This is a genomic window from Serratia sp. PGPR-27 (assembly GCF_022678525.1).
GTDB classification, from domain to species: Bacteria; Pseudomonadota; Gammaproteobacteria; order Enterobacterales; family Enterobacteriaceae; genus Serratia; species Serratia nematodiphila.
The window spans coordinates 54,265-71,233 of record NZ_JALBYS010000013.1 but is presented as its reverse complement, the minus strand read 5'-3'; the positions used below and the strand labels follow the sequence as shown (position 1 = coordinate 71,233).

Here is a 16,969-nt window from a genome sequence, read left to right as displayed (position 1 = left end):
GTCTCCGTTAGTCGATGGCGTGGTTATCCGGCGTGAAGCTGACTCGCACCTCGGTGCCGCCGCCGCTGCGCGGTAAAATGTCGCAACGGCCGTGCAGGCTCTTGGCGCGATCGCGCATGATGATCAAGCCGTAATGGTCGGGGCGGGATGTTTCGGCCGGCAGGCCGCGTCCGTTATCGCATACGCTCAGGGTCACTTCGCCCCGTTTGTTGATGACCTGAATGCTCACCTCGCTGGCGGCGGCATGCTTAAGGATGTTGCTGAGCGCCTCGCGGGCGATCTGCAGCAGATGAATGGCCTGGTAGGCGGGCACCGTGCGCGGCCCCAGTTGGTAATCGAGGCTGATGTTCAGGCCCAGTTTGGGATTGAACTCCGCTACCGTCGATTGCAGCGCCGCCAGCAGGCCCGGTTCGGTCAGCTGCAGGCGGAAGGTGGTCAGCAGCTCGCGCAGCTGGCGATAGGCGCCGTTCAGCTCTTCGCGCATCTGCTGCACCAGCGCCTGGCTGGCGGACGAGAGCGTTTCGCCTTGCATCTGCAGGCAGGCGATCTGCATTTTCAGGCAGGAGAGCGATTGGGCGATGGAGTCGTGCAGCTCGCGGGCGATCGCCGCCCGTTCTTCCATCAGCATCAGCTGCTGCTGGTGGTCTACCTGACGTTCGATGGCCAGCACGCTGGTCAGTTGCTCCACCAGAGTGTTGACCAGCTGGCGGTGCTCATCGTTCAGCGGCTGTTGCGGCGCATGTTGCGCCACGATCACGCCGTAGTCGCCAAGTTTGTCACTCAGGCTCCAGCTCAGCGACGGGTTGTCGGGATGCTGGCGGTCGCTGTCGTGCAGGCAGGCGCTGCACACCGGATTATGGCAATGCTCCGGCCGCAACGGCTGGTTGCCGCTCAGCTGCAGCAGCGGCTCCCGGCTGTCGTTTTCATACAGCCGCACCTGAATGGCGCGCAGCGGCGTCAGGATTTGCAGTTGGTTGAGCAGCGGCGTCAGGCGGCTGCACAATGGCTCGCTGGCGTGCAGCAGGCGGCTGGCGCGATAGAGGAAGCTCAGCATCTGATTTTTTTGCTGCAGGTCCGCGGTCTTCTCGGCTACGCGCTGCTCCAGCCCGCTGTAGGTGGCCGACAGTTCGTCGGACATGGTGTTCAACGCGCCGCCGAGCGACGCCATTTCATCCTGATGGCCGCGCTGCGCGAAGCGGCGGCTAAAGTCGCCGCGGCCCACCGCCAACGCCATTTCCACCAGCTGCCGCCACGGATGCAGCAACCGGCGGCGCAGGTAGCAGGTGGTGCCGATCAGCAGCAGCAGGGTCAGCGCGATAAAGCCGGCCTGCACCAGCGTCACCATCAGCAGGCGGCGCTCGGTTTGCCTGTCGATATCCGAGACCAGCTTATCCAACAGCTGCACGAAGTGCGCCACCTGCGGCGCGGCGTCGGCCGGGCGCTGCGCGCTACGCAGGCGAGGTTGCAGGGTCTGTTGCCAGTAGTCGCGCAAGGTGTCGAAAGGTTGCGTCAACCCTTCCTGTTCCACCGAACGCTGCAGGTCGGGGCTGTTTTCGTCGCGCTCCAGTTCGCGGATCAACGCTTCATGCCGTTCATCCAGCGGCACCTGCGCCAGCAGACGGTAGCTTTGCATACGCAGCGAGCCGGCCTTGTTGATGGCATGCGCGTTGCCCTGAATGCTTTGCGACATCCAGGCGGAAATCCCCATGCCGGCCACGCCCAGAATGCCCGACAGCAACATCAGCAGGGCGACCTGATTCACGATCGAAAGCGGGGCCAACAGGCGTTTCATAAGCGCGGGTTCCTGGCATTTGGCGCCGCTGAAGCTCAGGGGCGAAGGCGGCGACGGGGTAAACAAGTAACGATTCAGCCGTATTTTTGATTATCCCTGAGCATAACCCCATACCTCGAATGAAGTACCCATTAGTTTCCAGTGGGGCGGCGAAGCGGTGAGGACGACGAAGTGATTCATTATAATTTATTGATTATAAATGATTTAATTTTTATCCGGAACGTACCCCTAAGGGGATGAAGGCGCTATTTGTGCCGCCAACTACTTGCATTCGGGTTGATATACATCAACTTTGCCGCCGGGGCCGCCCCCTAGGGTGTCGGAATAATCCCCCGTGTCTGAGGTTTTTATGTCGCAACTTGCAACGCCTTCATCAAAGAAAACCGGTGCGCTGATTCAGGATTGGCATCCTGAAGACAGCGCCTTTTGGCAGCAGCGTGGCCATCGCATCGCCACCCGCAACCTGTGGATTTCCATTCCCTGTCTGCTGCTGGCCTTCTGCGTCTGGATGCTGTTCAGCGCCGTGGCGGTCAACCTGAACAAGGTTGGCTTCAACTTTTCCACCGATCAACTGTTCCTGTTGACAGCGCTGCCGTCGGTCTCGGGCGCTATTTTACGCGTGCCGTATTCCTTCGTGATCCCGCTGTTTGGCGGCCGTCGCTGGACCGCTATCAGCACCTGCTTCCTGCTGGTGCCGTGCTTGTGGCTGGGATTCGCGGTGCAGGACAGCAGCACGCCGTACAGCGTGTTCGTCATCATTTCTCTGCTGTGCGGTTTTGCGGGCGCCAACTTTGCCTCCAGCATGGCCAATATCAGCTTCTTCTTCCCGAAAGCGCGTCAGGGCGGCGCGTTGGGTCTCAACGGCGGGTTGGGGAATCTGGGTGTCAGCGTCATGCAACTGGTCGCGCCGCTGGCGATCTCTTTCAGCCTGTTTGGTCTGTTTGGCGGCACGGCGCAAGATCAGGCAGAAGGGGGGCAGCTGTGGCTGGAAAACGCCGCCTGGATCTGGGTACCGTTCCTGCTGGTTGCCACCTTGGCGGCCTGGTTCGGCATGAACGATCTGGCGGCGGCCAAGGCATCGCTGCGCCAGCAACTGCCAGTGCTCAAACGTGGGCATTTGTGGATGCTGAGTTTGCTGTACCTCGCGACCTTCGGTTCTTTCATCGGTTTCTCCGCCGGTTTCGCCATGCTGTCGAAGACGCAATTTCCGGAGGTCGTGATCCTGCATTACGCTTTCTTCGGGCCGTTCCTCGGGGCGCTGGCGCGGCCGGTCGGCGGCGCGCTGTCTGACCGTTTCGGCGGCGTGCGGGTGACGTTGATCAACTTTGTGGTGATGGCCGTGTTCGCCGCGCTGTTGTTCCTGACCTTGCCGACGGCGGGCGAGGGCGGTTCGTTCATCGCCTTCTACGGCATCTTTATGGTGCTGTTCCTCACGGCGGGGCTGGGCAGCGGATCGACTTTCCAAATGATCGCCGTCATTTTCCGTAAAATCACTGTCGATCGCGTGAAAGCGGCCGGCGGCAGTGACGAGAGCGCACAGCGTGAAGCGGTGACGGACTCCGCCGCCGCATTGGGCTTTATCTCGGCGATCGGCGCCGCAGGCGGCTTCTTTATTCCCCAGGCATTCGGTACCTCGCTGGCGCTGACCGGCTCACCGGCGGGGGCAATGAAAGTATTCCTGGTGTTCTATATCTTGTGTGTGGTCATCACCTGGGCGGTGTATGGCCGCAAGAAAAAGGCCTGAGTATCAAACTGCTTTCTCAATCCCTCCCGCCACGGGAGGGATATTTCTCTCATTCCGAGTCATCTCTCCTCGCCTCCTCAGTGAAATTTTCTGTCTTTAGGTAAAATTCTCATCTTTGCTTGCCGTTTTTTTCTTTTTTTATAGCACTATCTCTCAATGTGAGAATGTTTTCGCCAAAACGGATTATATTATTTGCACGTTTTTTTCGTTTTATTGAGAGTATTCTTACATTAAGACGTTAATGTCATTTCGCAGATTAAATGAAATTTCCGGGAGGGCAAAGCATAATTAGTGCGATTGTTATAAAATCAGTAATAGGATTTTGTCTTAGATGCAGCACACACCGAGTGGAATGTGCAACGGGGTTAAATCAGATAACTCTCATTCTGTTTTTTTCGGCTTTTTGTAGTCTATCTGACAATCAGATTAGGTGGGAAAACACAATGAATTCACGGATAAGAATGAAATTTCACAATTTCATTCGATTAACAATCGAACAGTGTGGTTAGTTTTTTCTTTTTAAATCAATGAGGTGTTCATTTGAATTTTACGGTAACCATGAAAGAAATCCATGTTGCCAACAGGGAAAAAGAGTCATTTGGATAAACGGAACATCCTTAATATGGCCTAATGTAAAAAATGAAATCAGAAAATTTTTATAAAGGCCAATATCCGATGAATGCAACCTGTTGAGTTTACATTTAATTTCTTGAACATTTTTTGATATTTCTATACAAAGTGTGCAGGACAGGCACGCTAAGGAAATTAAAAGTGAATCTTGATAAAAGAATAAAGATTAGGAATCTCGATGTTCTGACTCCTGCCGGGGAGAAATTTCGTCTGCGTTGGAAGGAGTATCAAATTCTTTCGCTGCTTGTCGCCAGATCGCCAGAACTGGTTACCCGAACGGAAATTATAGAAAATATCTGGAAAGGAACCTATTGCTCAGATTCAACGATAAATCAAACAATTAAATCTATTCGCCAAAAGATTAGTGACACGGAACACACGCTTATCAGAACCATTCCTCGTTTGGGTTACAAGGTGGAAAATCAAGCGGCTTTTCACTTTATATCCGAGGATGAAGACTACGCTGATGATGATATATTAAATGGCGGTGAAGATATTGGCGTTGATATTCAAGCGGAACTTTCTGAAAGTGAAAGTGAGTCGTCTGAAACAAACGATGAAAAAATAGATAAGCCGCATAAATCGACGCTGGTTGCTGCGCCTGTTGCAACGGTGGAGTCATCCAAAGAACCGGCGCGTGAAAAAAAGTCGGCGGCGGCGCGTCGCTTTTTCAGCATGCCCGCCAGCCGTGTAGTGAAATACCTGACCGTATTCGCCTCTTTGCTGGTTATTTCACATTTTTCATACGTGCTTGGCAACCAAACCCGCCCCCCGGTGATCAATGATATTCAGAACAACACGCGTGTGGTGTTGACGCTGACGCTGAATAATCCCCATACCAACAGCCCGCAAACTCTGTTCTGCCTGTACCAGGGCGAGAGCATGGAGCAGGCGACCATCGAATGTGTCGATCCTAAGCAAGGTCAGCTGAAATTGCCGGTAAAATATGAGACCTCTTCCTCCACCGGTAAGGGTCGGATTAATCTTATATTGCCGAATAAAACCTTGCAATATCAAGTTGCTTACGATGTTAAAAATTAGCGCTGAATGAGGTTTTATCTATAGCGATAATTTTACATTTGATGAAATCTTTTATTTCATTATTTGTTATTTGAAAGCCAGGTTCGATTTGTCCAGTCTGGAACTCATTACCTAACGCGTATTAGCGTCCTGTCCCAATCGGGTGACGGGAATAATGAGAACCTGCTGAGTGACAAATTATGGATAAGCGTAAAGTAGCTATTATCGGGGGTTCCGGTTTTATCGGAACACGCCTGGCGAAACGTCTCAGTAAGCGCGATGATCTGACATTGGTCATCGTCGATAAGCAACCCAGTGCACATTTTCCATCCCTTTATCAGTATGGCGATGTGACGCAACCCCAGACGTTGCAAGAACCGCTGGCGGGCTGCGACGCCATCATTAATCTGGCGGCGGAGCATCAGGACAATGTCGATCCCATTTCGCTCTATTATCAGGTCAATGTCGAAGGCGCGCGCCATGTCTGCATGACCGCCTCCGCCCTGAATATCCGTCAAATCATTTTCACCTCCTCGGTCGCTGTTTACGGCTTCGTCAAACAGGAGACCGGCGAGGAAGGACGTTTCGAGCCTTTCAACCATTACGGCAAGTCCAAGCTTGAGGCGGAATACGTTTATGAAGCCTGGCGCAAGGCCGATGAGGAAAATCGGTTGACTATCATCCGCCCAACGGTGGTATTCGGCGAAGGCAACCGTGGCAACGTGTATAACCTGTTCCGTCAGATCGCCAGCGGACGTTTCGTGATGATTGGCAGCGGCAATAATATGAAGTCGATGGCCTACGTTGAAAATATTGCCGCGCGGCTGGAATATGCGCTGGATCAACAGTCAAGTTATCAGGTCAGCAACTACGTCGATAAACCGGACTTTACGATGAATCAATTGGTTGACGTAATTTCCTCTTCATTGGGGAGAGAAAATAAGACGATTCGCATTCCTTATGCCGTAGGCATATGCGGCGCAACCGCATTGGATGTTGTGAGCAAAATAAGTCGCAAGAAATTCCCAATCAGTCGCGTCAGAGTACAGAAATTCTGCGCCAGAACGCAGTTTAAAAGTAATGTGCAAAATAATTTCGTGGCGCCTGTTGAACTTGATTCGGCAATCGAAAGAACCATTAAACATGAGTTTTCTGATAGATAACTTAATCGCACGCTGACGTTATTTGATTATTCCGCCGACAAGCGGATAAATCTGTATTTTTCAGGATAAATTCATGCTGACTTATATCCTGGCAGGATCAATTTTGTTTTTGTTAATAGCGCATTGGGAGCTGTAACTCAAGGGCGGTAGCGTGCTTATTCGCTGGAGGAACGATGTTATATCAACTGAGCGTGATATTTGTGCTGGCGGTCGCGTGGATCCTTATTGCCCGCCGGGTCGCCTTGACGGTGGGATTAGTGGATAAGCCCAATGCGCGCAAGCAACATCTGGGACATATTCCGTTGGTCGGCGGCATCGCCGTGTACCTGACGCTGATGCTGATGACGCTGTGGCAACCCGCCTGGCTGCCCGACAACGCCGTCTACTTGCTGTGCATCACGGCGCTGGTGGTGTTGGGCGTACTGGATGACCGCTTTGATCTGCCCGTGGCGCCGCGCGTCATGGTGCAGGGAGGGATCGCGCTGGCGATGATGCTGGCGGCAGGGATGCAGCTTTCCTCATTGGGCCATGCCTGGGGCCATCAGGAAGTGATGCTCGGTTATGGCGCGTTGCTGCTCACGCCGCTGGCGGTATGGGGGGCGATCAACGCCTACAACATGGTGGATGGCATCGACGGGCAACTGGGCACCTTGTCCTGCGTGACCTTTGTTGCGCTGGCCATCGTGTTCGGACTGGGTGGCCGGGAAGATCTGGCGCTGTGGTGCCTGGGCATGATCGTCGCGCTGGCGGCTTATCTGCTGTTCAACCTGAGCCTGTTCGGCGCGCGTAACAAAATCTTTATGGGGGACGCCGGCAGCATGGTGATCGGTTTCAGCGTGCTGTGGCTGGTGTTGCTGGCGACGCAGGGGCAGCAGGCGGTAATGCGCCCGGTCACCGCGCTGTGGCTGATCGCCATTCCGCTGATGGACATGGTGACCGTGATGGTGCGCCGCCTGTTGCGCCGCCAAAGCCCCTTCAAAGCGGGCCGCGATCATTTGCACCATATTCTGATGCGTCGCGGGCTCAATGCGCGTCAGGCACTGGCGATGAGCACCATGCTGGCGGTGACGCTGGCCTGCATCGGCATTTGCAGTGAAGTGTTGCAACTGCAGGAAAGCCTGATGCTGGTAGCGTTTCTGTTCTGTTTTTGCGGTTATTTCGCCATGTTGCGCGAACCGCGTCAGGCGACGATGCTCAGCGATAATCCAACCGTCGGGCGTTAATCCTCTCACGGGCTGCGGCAGCAGCCCGTTTATCACGGTACTTCCATGAATTTTCATTTGCCTCTTTTGATGCCGTTGGCCTTCACCTCCGCGTTGTTGAGCGGTTGTACGGTGGTTCCCGGCTCACATTTATCGACCAGCGGAAAAGCCATCGTCGTGCAACAAGACGACGATTTCGATTTGAACAGCCAGGTACAGGTCTACCGCATGTCACCGATGCTGCTGCAGAAAATGCGGCGCGTTGAACCGGTCGCCCAGCCGAATCCGGCACTGGATCAGCGGTTGCAGAGCTACCAATACCGTATCGGCGTCGGCGACGTGTTGAACGTCACCGTCTGGGATCACCCCGAGTTGACCACGCCGGCCGGGCAATATCGCAGCGCCAGCGACACCGGTAACTGGGTGCATGCGGATGGCACGATCTTTTACCCCTATATCGGGCGCGTGGCGGTAGTGGGTAAAACCGTCACCGAAGTGCGCAGCCTGATCGCCGGCCGTCTGGCGCAGTATGTGGAAAGCCCGCAGGTGGATGTCAGCATCGCCGCGTTCCGTTCGCAGAAGGCTTATGTGACCGGTGAGGTGAAAACCTCCGGTCAGCAGGCGATCACCAACGTGCCGCTGACCATTCTGGATGCGATCAACGCCGCCGGCGGCCTGACGGACAATGCCGACTGGCGCAACGTGGTGCTGACCCATCAGGGCAAAGAGCGGGCCATCTCGCTGCAGGCGCTGATGCAGCGTGGCGACATCAGCCAGAATGAGCTGCTGCAGCCGGGCGACATCCTCTACATTCCGCGCAATGACAACTTGAAAGTGTTCGTGATGGGCGAGGTGGGCAAGCAAGCGACGCTGAAGATGGATCGCAGCGGCATGACCCTGACCGAAGCCCTCGGATCTTCCGAAGGGATCAGCCAGACGGTGGCGGATGCGACCGGGGTGTTCGTGATCCGGCCGAGCGGCGGCAATCCCCCGCAGCGGCTGGCGACGCTGTATCAGTTCGATCTCTCCGACGCCAGCGCGCTGGCGATGGGCGCTGAATTTCAGCTGCACCCTTACGACGTCGTGTACGTCACCGCGGCGCCGGTCGCGCGCTGGAACCGTTTGATCAGCCAGCTGGTGCCGACCATCAGCAGTTTTAACGATCTCAGCGAGGCTACCTTGCGCGTGCGCAACTGGTAACTCAGCAGGGTGAATAAGGAACAGAAGATGAAAAATAATGCGCTGTCCGTGATGGTGGCCGAACAAGATGAAAAGCTGGAGTGGGAGCGTCTGGTAGGGCCGCTGTGGGATAACCGCTGGCGGATCGCCGTCGTGACCGGCGTGGTCGGTGCGCTGGGCGTCGCCTACGCCCTGTTGGCTACCCCGGTGTACCAGGCCACGGCGGTGGTGCAGGTGGAGAATCAGCTGTCCGGCGATTCGCTGCTGCGTGAAACGCTGGACAGTTCGCTGGGGCAAAATGCGGCGACGCAGGATGAGGTGACGCTGGTCAAGTCGCGCTACGTGCTCGGCAAAACGGTGGATGCCCTCGGCCTGACGGTGCGCGTCGAACCGGACTATTTCCCGGTATTCGGTAAAGGCTTTGCCCGACTGAGCGGTGAAAAGGCGCCGGTATTGGACATCGCCACGCTGACAACGCCGGCGGACATGCAGGGCGAAGCGCTGACGCTGACGGTGCGCGATGGGCAACATTACGAGCTGAGCCATGACGGCGCCAAATTGTTCAGCGGCGTGGTTGGGCAACCGGTGGCGCAGGGCGAGTGGGGCATGACCGTTTCGGCGCTGGACGCGGCGCCGGGCACCAGTTTCACCGTGGTTAAAGTCGCGCGTCAAGAAGCGGTGGACGATCTGCGTAAATACCTGGGCGTAGTGCCGAGCGGCAAAGACAGCGGCATCATGACGTTTACGCTGCCGAGCGAAGATCCGCAGCGTGCCGAGGCGGTGCTGAAGAACATCACCGATAACTACCTGCAGCAGAACGTGGATCGCAAAACGGAAGAGGCGCAGCGGATGCTGGCCTTCCTGCAGGAGCAGTTGCCGCAAACGCAAACCTCGCTCAACAACGCCGAAACCCAGCTCAACCAGTTCCGCCAGCAAAACGACTCGGTGGATCTGTCGCTGGAAGCCAAGTCGGTGCTGGACACGCAGGTACAGCTCGAAGCCCAGCTCAACGAGCTGACCTTCAAAGAGGCGGAGATTTCCAAGCTTTATACCCGCGTGCACCCGGCTTACCGGGCGCTGATGGAAAAGCGCGCCACGCTGGAGGCGGAAAAGGCGCGGCTCGGCAAACAGGTACAGACGCTGCCGAAAATGCAGCAGGAGATCCTGCGCCTCACCCGCGACGTGCAGGTGGATCAGCAGGTTTACATGCAACTGATGAACAAACAGCAGGAGCTGAGCATCAGCAAGGCCGGCACGGTGGGCAATATTCGCATCGTTGACGAGGCGGAAACCGCTATCCGACCGATTCAGCCGCAAAAGATGCTCATCGTGTTGTTGGCGTTGATATTGGGCGCTGCAGGCACCGCGGCCGTGGTGCTGCTGCGCACGGCCTTCCATCGCGGCATCAATGATATCGATACGCTGGAGAAGCGAGGCATCAACGTCTACGCCACCGTGCCGCTGTCGCCATGGCAGGCGAAACGCAATCGCGAACAACGCCTGCTGTTGCCCAAATCCGGCGGTCGTCGCCTGCCGATCCTGGCGGTGGCCGAGCCGGCGGATCTGTCGGTGGAGGCCATTCGCAGCCTGCGCACCAGCCTGCATTTCGCTATGCTGGAGGCCAAAAACAACATTTTGATGGTCTCCGGTGCCAGCCCGGAAAGCGGCAAGAGTTTTACCAGCACCAACCTGGCGGTGGTGGTGGCGCAGGCCGGGCAGCGGGTGCTGTTGATCGACGCGGATATGCGTAAAGGATTTTTGCATCGTTGGCTATCGGACGACGCTCATCAAGGGCTGTCCGACATGCTGGTGGGCAAAGTGACGACGGAACAGGCGGTGCGGAAAACCGCCATTGCCAATCTGGATTTCGTACCGCGTGGCCAGGTGCCGCCGAACCCGTCCGAGCTGCTGATGCATCGCCGTTTCGCCGATTTCCTGCGCTGGGCCGGGCAAAACTACGATCTGGTGCTGATTGATACGCCACCGATTCTGGCGGTGACGGACGCGGCCATCGTCGGCAATCACGCCGGTACGTCACTGTTGGTGGTGCGTTTTGAGGTGAACACCGTCAAGCAGATCGAAACCAGCATGCGCCGTTTCGAACAAAATGGCGTGGCGATCAGAGGCGTAATCCTCAACGGCATCGTGAAGAGGGCGGCGACCGACATGAGCTATTACAACTTCGCCTATCCAAGCCATCGGGAAGATCACCGGCAGGCAGAGGAATAAGCGGGTGAAGGCCATTATCACCAACGCCCTGTGGCTGATGCTGGAACGCGTTTCGCTCAGCCTGTCCGGCATCTTCGTCTCCATTTACGTTGCGCGCTATCTGGGGCCCGCCCAGTTTGGCGCTCTCAACTATCTATTGGCGACGATCGCCATCGTGGTGCCGCTGGTGCAGCTGGGCGCCGACAGCATCATTTTCAACCGCGTCGCCCGCCGCCAGCCGAGCGGCATTCGCCTGATGTTGGCTTCGATGCGTTTGCGCCGCCGGCTGTTCCTGGTGGTGGCGCTGCCGATGCTGATATGGAGCTATTTCAGCCAGCCGCCAGCCAGTCAACTGATGACGCTGTTGCTGCTTATCAGCGCCTATTTCTCGATTCAGGACGTGTACAAAATTTATTACGATGCCCGCCTGCAGTCGAAACGCAATACGCTGATCAACAACCTGGCGCTGCTGCTGTCGATCGGGCTGCGGCTGGCGCTGGTGAGCGTTGCGCTGCCGCTGGTGTGGTTCGCGGTACCCTACATCCTCAGCAGCGCCGTACCTTATCTGGCGCGCCTCTGGCTATTCCGTGGGGAAGCTGCGGCCACGCCGCGGGTTACGCCGCGCCAGGCCAGGCGCTATGGCCGTTATTTGCTGAAAGTGGGCCTGCCGTTGGCCATCTCCAGTCTGGCGATAGTGATTTATACCCGCATCGATCAAATCATGCTGGGCAATCTGGTCGGCGAGCAGGCGGTGGGCTGGTTCAGCGCCGCTACCACCCTCAGTCAGGGGTGGGTTTTTGTGCCGATGGCACTGATCACCTCGTTGATGCCGGGTATTGCCAACTGTCGCGATCCGTTGGAGCAGGAGTACCGCATCCGGGTGCTGTATCTGGTGGTATTGGGCCTGTCGTTGCCGGTGCTGCTGGGGCTGTGGTGGTTCGCCCAACCGGCTATTGCGCTGCTGTATGGCGCCGCTTTTCAACCGGCCGCCGACATCCTGGCTATTTGTACGCTGACCTCGCTGTTCTCAGTGATGGGGACGGTTTCGTACCGCAGCATCGTGCTGTTCGCCGGTTATCGCTTTATCGCCATCAAGATGCCGTTGGTGGCTCTGATGAACGTGGCGATGAATCTGCTGCTGATCCCGCGGTACGGCCTGACCGGCGCTGCGGTGTCTACGCTACTGGCGGAATTCATTTCATTCTTCGTTCTGAACAGTTTATTCCGTGGCGGGAAAATTACCCGACTGCAGCTGACCTGTTTTTACTGCCTGCCGCGTCTTGTCAGCAAATTAAGGAGAGAGCATGTTAAACACCCTGGTTAAAAGCATTTCCAAGCGCCTGCCCGATGCCTGGCACCATCAGGTTAAATACGCGCTCTATTTCAAAAAACTGCCGCACCTGTCAAAACCGACCGGCTTCAGCGAAAAGATCATGCGCCGCAAAATTTATCCGCGCAGCATCTACACCACCTTGTCGGACAAATACAAGGTCCGTGAATTTATTGCCGGCCTGTGGGGCGAAGAGTATCTGGTAGAGCTGTATGCGCATGGCACGGAACTCAGCTACGACACGTTCAGGCAGTTGCCCGACGCCTTCGTGCTGAAGGCCAACCATGGCAGCGGCTATAACCGGTTGGTGTTCGACAAGCAACAGGTTAGCTACGCGGAATTGTACGATCTCAGTAGTTCGTGGATGCGCAGCAACTTTTACGAGCAGAGTCGCGAAAAGCATTATCTGGACATCGAACCCTGCATCATGGTGGAACGCATGTTGCTGGATGGTGAGCAGGTGCCGAACGATATCAAGTTTCATTGTTTCAACGACAACCATGAAATTCGCATGTTCATCCAGGTGGATTACCAGCGTTTCGGCACCCATCGGCGCGACATTTTTGATATCGACTGGAACCGCACCGAAATCCGCATCAGCTTGCCGAATGCCGACGAACCGATGCCGCGGCCTACGCGGCTGGAAGAAATGACGCGCTTGGCTCGCCAGGTTGCGCAGCAGTTCTCTTATGTCCGCGTGGATTTCTACCAGGTCGGTGAGAAGGTCTATTTCGGTGAATTGACGTTTACGCCTGGTGCGGGGTTAAGCAAGCTTAAGCCGGAAAACATCGAGCAGGAATGGGGCAGTTATTTTACTGAGTAAACGCTTATGCAGAGAGTCGCCTCCAATTTTCACATGCATGCCAATGTCGGTTATAATCAGTCGCGGGATTTGGTCAATCAATCAATCATATTGACCTTCCTGTTGATCTTTTTCGTGAAAACTTTCCTGACCTCGGGATCGTTCAACAGCGAGCTGATTAATAAAACCGTGACGGGGCTTAATGCCCTGATGTTGCTCTATGTCGGCTATGCATTTTTCATCGCTACGATGGCGGAAAAAGCGGTTGCGGGTTTTTTGGTTCTGCTGTTTCTGGTTAATATCGCCACCGGACATGGTGATTACCTTTTTGGCGCGGTATTCAGCTCGGCGGTGATAATTTTATTCCGCCGCATCGAGATGGTGCGCGGCGCTGAAATGTTCGCTATCGCTTTTGTGGTTGCCGGGCTGTTGATGGTTATCCCCTATACCTTTTACACCGAGGGATTTGTTTATCTTGATGAGCGCTATGGCAACAGATTAACGCTGGGTTTCGATAACCCGAACACCTTGGCGTATTATTCTTTTGCCTTGTTCGCCATGCTGCTGTGCCTGATCGACCATGCAAAATTAACGCGTGGAATGAAAAATATCGCCTCACTGGGGGTGTCGGCGTTAATTATCCCGGTGCTGATGTATTCCTATTCCCGCACCTGTTTTATGTTGGCGCTGTTGATGTTGTTGCTGTTTTGGCTGGCGCCGCTGCTGCGTTTTACCCCCAATAGAAAAGTCTGCATTGCGCTGACGTTGGCTATCATAGGCTTTCAGTTCGCCAGCGTTATACGCTGGGGGAACAATCCGGCATTGGACGCGCTGTTGAACCAGGCGTTGACCGGGCGCATCTGGTTCTCCTGGCAGATGTTTCAGGCGGTGGGGCTACCCAATCCGCTGTTCGGCATGAATATCGAACCCTATAAGCCGGTCGATTTTTTCTTCATCGCCATGTTTTATTCGGCTGGTGGGATAGCCTCTGTTGTCATGCTTTTTTGTTATTTTCACCTGTTGGGGAATATGCGCAGGCTGAGTCGATTCATGCGCTGGGTGGTGGTGGTTTTCCTGCTAACAACTTTTACGGAAACCTATTTTTTGGTCCCGGTATTTAACGTGTCGTTATTGCTGCTTTGCCGTGGAAAAGAAATGATAAATTCTAAGTTGGAGGGTTAAGAAATGGATTTCTCGATCGTGATCCCTATTTATAATAGTGCGCGTTACCTGCCTAAAACTCTGAAGCGGATTTTCAACGCTTGCCAAGGGTTCGACTATCAGGTGATTTTGGTTGATGATTGCTCTGACGAGGATGACATCAAATATATTCGCCAGATAGCGGCGACTAATAGCAACGTGATGCTGCATGAGAAAAAACAGAAGAGCAATGCGGCGGTATCGCGCAACCTGGGCGCCAATTTAGCGCAATCGGAGATCGTGTTTTTTCTCGATTCGGATGATTACTTCACTACCAACTATATTATTCGCCGCATGAAGAAGCATGAAGATCGCCATATTGATATTATCTTCGGTAATTATGCAGAGGTGAGCGGCGATTCGGTACGCGACTTCAACTTCCACTACAAATCCGGTTCTTCCGGCGAGGATTTTCTTTTTCTGGAAATGGGCGATATTCGGTCATCCACCATCAGCATGCGTAAAAAAAGCGATCGCCGCTTTTTATTTCCCGAGTTTCTCAACAAACATCAGGATTGGGGCTTTCTGGTCAACGCCACCAATTTGGGCGCGCAGGTGGCGCATGACGCCGGCGGCGGGGTGTTTCTCGACGTGGGGCGCTACGGACGCATGACGGCGAAGCTTAACCTGGAGGCCAGCGACCGCTTTATCAATACCTTCCTCAGCCCCAGCGATCGCCATATCAGCGGATTCGCCTGCAAGCACCTGCTGGCCTCGCTGTATTCGGAAAACGCCCAGGCGTTCAATTATTACTCGTCGCGCATCGTGCGGCACAGCCTGAGCGGCAAGTTCAAGATGATCAAATGGTATGGCGATTGTCTGACGCGGCTGGGGTTGTTCTCGGTTGGCGGCCGGCTGTTGCGCAATGTGCGCCAGGGATTCAGGAGATGATATGCAAGCACGCAAGGTAATCATCGTCATCGAAAATATGGCGGGCAAGGGCGGCACTGAACGGGTCGCCAGCGGTTTGGCCAATGCGCTGGCGCGTCTGCCGAATTACGAGGTGGCGGTGTTTTCGCTGTGTGGCGAACGGAGCTTCTTTCCGCTGGCGAGCAACGTCCGGCTACGCTGTGGCGGCGGCGATTCGCTGTTCTGGCCATGGCGGCTGGCGTTGGCACTGCGGCGTGAACGCGCGGATATGATCATTACCGTTTCCATGGGAAAACTGTCGGTGGTGATGACGCCTTTTCTACGTTTGTTCTGTGCCCGCAGCCGGCTGTTATTGAGCGAACACGTCAGCTTTCACCAGTATCCGCGCGTATTTAAATGGTTGAAGTTGTTGGTTTACCGCTTGAGCGATCGCGTGATTTTCCTGACGCGGCAAGATAGCGACGCCATCGCTCGCTGGGTGGGCGCCGGGAAATGCCGGGTGATCGAGAACGTTTCGCCGTTCGGCGCACAGGCGCCGACGCCGGCGCTGCAGGAAAAGGTGGCGCTGGCGGTGGGGCGGTTGAGCAATCAGAAAGGCTTCGATCGTCTGATCGCGCTGTGGCGAGGGGTGGCGGCGCAGATGCCGGATTGGCGGCTGTTGATTATTGGCGACGGCCCTGAGCGCGACGCACTGCGGCGGCAGATTGAAGGCGCCGGGCTGGAGCAGCAGGTGAGCCTGCTGCCGGCCACCGCCGACGTGGCGGCCTATTATCGCCAGGCCAGCCTGTACGTGATGACGTCGCGCTATGAGGGGTTGCCGATGGTGCTGATCGAAGCCATGAGTTTCGGCCTGCCGCTGGTGGCCTACGACTGCAAGACCGGCCCGGCCGAGCTGATAGACAACGGCGTCAACGGCTATCTGGTGCCCGATGACGATGCCGCCGCCTTCAGCGAAGGCGTGCTCGAACTGATGCGCGATCCGGCTCTGCGCGATCGCTTTTCTGTCGCTGCGCTTGATAAGTCTCGCCGTTTTTCTCCCGAACGTATTTATCCCCAGTGGCAACAGCTCATTGAGTGAGGACCGAATGGAAAAGATATCCGTGATAATGCCCGCTTACAACGCGGCAAACTCAATCAAAGAATCGATTCTTGGTGTGCTGAACCAGCAATTTACCGACTATCACCTGTATGTGATCGATGATGCCTCCACCGACAACACCGCCGAGGTGGTGCGGCCGTTTATCCACGATCGCCTCACCTATATACGCAATGAGCATAACCAGGGCGTGGCGGAAACGCGCAACATCGGCATTGAGGCGGCGAGCGGGGATTATATCGCCTTCTGCGACAGTGATGACGTATGGCTCCCCAACAAGCTGTCGCGCCAGGCGAGCATTTTGCAAACCCGCCGCTATGACGTGGTGTGTTCCCATTATTACACCTTCGAAGACGATCTGAAGTTGATCAAAAACACCCGTGGTGCGGATGAGCTTATCGGCTATCAGGACATGTTGAAAAGCAACTGGATCGGCAATCTCACCGGCATCTATAACCAGAAGCGCATCGGTAAGGTGTATCAGCAAAAAGTGGGGCATGAGGACTATTTGATGTGGCTGGCGGTGCTGCAGAAGGCGCGTAACGGCCTGGCCTACTGCATTCCCGAACCGCTGGCCTGTTACCGATTGTCTACTCATTCGCTGTCGGGCAACAAAATCCGCGCTGCGGACTGGCAATGGCGGATTTACCGTCAGCATTTGGGGCTGTCGTACCAGAAATCCTGCTATTTGTTCGCCACCTATCTGTTCAATGCCGTGGTGAAAAGGAAATGA

At 55.5% G+C, this 16,969-nt stretch carries 13 protein-coding genes; 12 read left to right on the top strand and 1 reads right to left on the bottom strand.

The genetic code is table 11. From position 1 onward, the window contains the following. Nucleotides 1–7 precede the first annotated feature (7 nt). On the bottom strand, nt 8–1,792 hold the full coding sequence (narX, locus tag MMS95_RS09610) for a nitrate/nitrite two-component system sensor histidine kinase NarX (protein WP_015378206.1): 1,785 nt from the start codon (nt 1,790–1,792) through the stop codon (nt 8–10). Nucleotides 1,793–2,141: 349 nt separating this feature from the next. Here narX and MMS95_RS09605 point away from each other — a divergent pair, with 349 nt between their 5' ends. From MMS95_RS09605 to MMS95_RS09550, 12 genes are all read left to right on the top strand, one after another. Continuing rightward, on the top strand, nt 2,142–3,536 hold the full coding sequence (locus tag MMS95_RS09605; protein ID WP_004934679.1) for a NarK family nitrate/nitrite MFS transporter: 1,395 nt from the start codon (nt 2,142–2,144) through the stop codon (nt 3,534–3,536). 771 nt (nt 3,537–4,307) lie between these two features. Beyond that, nucleotides 4,308–5,207, top strand: coding sequence for a helix-turn-helix domain-containing protein (locus MMS95_RS09600; RefSeq protein WP_033645720.1), 900 nt, complete (start codon nt 4,308–4,310; stop codon nt 5,205–5,207). A gap of 179 nt (nt 5,208–5,386) precedes the next feature. After that, on the top strand, nt 5,387–6,349 hold the full coding sequence (locus MMS95_RS09595; protein ID WP_031299729.1) for an NAD-dependent epimerase/dehydratase family protein: 963 nt from the start codon (nt 5,387–5,389) through the stop codon (nt 6,347–6,349). A gap of 173 nt (nt 6,350–6,522) precedes the next feature. Further along, nucleotides 6,523–7,572 (top strand): UDP-N-acetylglucosamine--undecaprenyl-phosphate N-acetylglucosaminephosphotransferase, encoded by a 1,050-nt coding sequence (gene wecA / locus MMS95_RS09590; protein ID WP_176325801.1) that lies wholly within the window; start codon nt 6,523–6,525, stop codon nt 7,570–7,572. Nucleotides 7,573–7,617: 45 nt separating this feature from the next. Then, a complete protein-coding gene (locus tag MMS95_RS09585) occupies nt 7,618–8,751 on the top strand; it encodes a polysaccharide export protein (protein ID WP_031299728.1) in 1,134 nt (377 codons plus the stop codon). 27 nt (nt 8,752–8,778) lie between these two features. Then, nucleotides 8,779–10,959: a polysaccharide biosynthesis tyrosine autokinase gene (locus tag MMS95_RS09580; protein ID WP_015378200.1), complete on the top strand. Its 2,181-nt coding sequence runs from the start codon at nt 8,779–8,781 to the stop codon at nt 10,957–10,959. A 4-nt stretch (nt 10,960–10,963) separates the two neighbouring features. Further along, nucleotides 10,964–12,262 carry a flippase gene (locus MMS95_RS09575; protein WP_021504022.1) on the top strand — a complete coding sequence of 433 codons (1,299 nt, stop codon included), beginning with the start codon at nt 10,964–10,966 and terminating at the stop codon, nt 12,260–12,262. Then, a complete protein-coding gene (locus MMS95_RS09570) occupies nt 12,243–13,091 on the top strand; it encodes an ATP-grasp fold amidoligase family protein (RefSeq protein ID WP_015378198.1) in 849 nt (282 codons plus the stop codon). The genes MMS95_RS09575 and MMS95_RS09570 overlap by 20 nt, the downstream gene beginning before the upstream one ends. A gap of 6 nt (nt 13,092–13,097) precedes the next feature. Further along, the gene (locus MMS95_RS09565) at nt 13,098–14,252 is read left to right on the top strand and encodes a hypothetical protein (RefSeq protein ID WP_015378197.1); all 1,155 of its coding nucleotides are present in this window, start codon (nt 13,098–13,100) and stop codon (nt 14,250–14,252) included. A gap of 3 nt (nt 14,253–14,255) precedes the next feature. Then, nucleotides 14,256–15,161 (top strand): glycosyltransferase family A protein, encoded by a 906-nt coding sequence (locus MMS95_RS09560; RefSeq protein WP_004934661.1) that lies wholly within the window; start codon nt 14,256–14,258, stop codon nt 15,159–15,161. A 1-nt stretch (nt 15,162) separates the two neighbouring features. Further along, a complete protein-coding gene (locus tag MMS95_RS09555; RefSeq protein ID WP_242141602.1) occupies nt 15,163–16,218 on the top strand; it encodes a glycosyltransferase family 4 protein in 1,056 nt (351 codons plus the stop codon). A 7-nt stretch (nt 16,219–16,225) separates the two neighbouring features. Next, nucleotides 16,226–16,969, top strand: a complete 744-nt coding sequence (locus MMS95_RS09550) for a glycosyltransferase family 2 protein (RefSeq protein ID WP_015378195.1) — start codon at nt 16,226–16,228, stop codon at nt 16,967–16,969.

Excerpts from the sequence above, each read along its gene's own strand:
- MMS95_RS09580 (WP_015378200.1), top strand. The coding sequence starts at position 8,779 with ATGAAAAATAATGCGCTGTCCGTGATGGTGGCCGAACAAGATGAAAAG.
- MMS95_RS09585 (WP_031299728.1), top strand. The coding sequence starts at position 7,618 with ATGAATTTTCATTTGCCTCTTTTGATGCCGTTGGCCTTCACCTCCGCG.
- MMS95_RS09570 (WP_015378198.1), top strand. The coding sequence starts at position 12,243 with ATGTTAAACACCCTGGTTAAAAGCATTTCCAAGCGCCTGCCCGATGCC.
- MMS95_RS09595 (WP_031299729.1), top strand. The coding sequence starts at position 5,387 with ATGGATAAGCGTAAAGTAGCTATTATCGGGGGTTCCGGTTTTATCGGA.
- MMS95_RS09565 (WP_015378197.1), top strand. The coding sequence starts at position 13,098 with ATGCAGAGAGTCGCCTCCAATTTTCACATGCATGCCAATGTCGGTTAT.
- MMS95_RS09560 (WP_004934661.1), top strand. The coding sequence starts at position 14,256 with ATGGATTTCTCGATCGTGATCCCTATTTATAATAGTGCGCGTTACCTG.
- narX (WP_015378206.1), bottom strand. The coding sequence starts at position 1,792 with ATGAAACGCCTGTTGGCCCCGCTTTCGATCGTGAATCAGGTCGCCCTG.
- MMS95_RS09550 (WP_015378195.1), top strand. The coding sequence starts at position 16,226 with ATGGAAAAGATATCCGTGATAATGCCCGCTTACAACGCGGCAAACTCA.
- wecA (WP_176325801.1), top strand. The coding sequence starts at position 6,523 with ATGTTATATCAACTGAGCGTGATATTTGTGCTGGCGGTCGCGTGGATC.
- MMS95_RS09605 (WP_004934679.1), top strand. The coding sequence starts at position 2,142 with ATGTCGCAACTTGCAACGCCTTCATCAAAGAAAACCGGTGCGCTGATT.
- MMS95_RS09555 (WP_242141602.1), top strand. The coding sequence starts at position 15,163 with ATGCAAGCACGCAAGGTAATCATCGTCATCGAAAATATGGCGGGCAAG.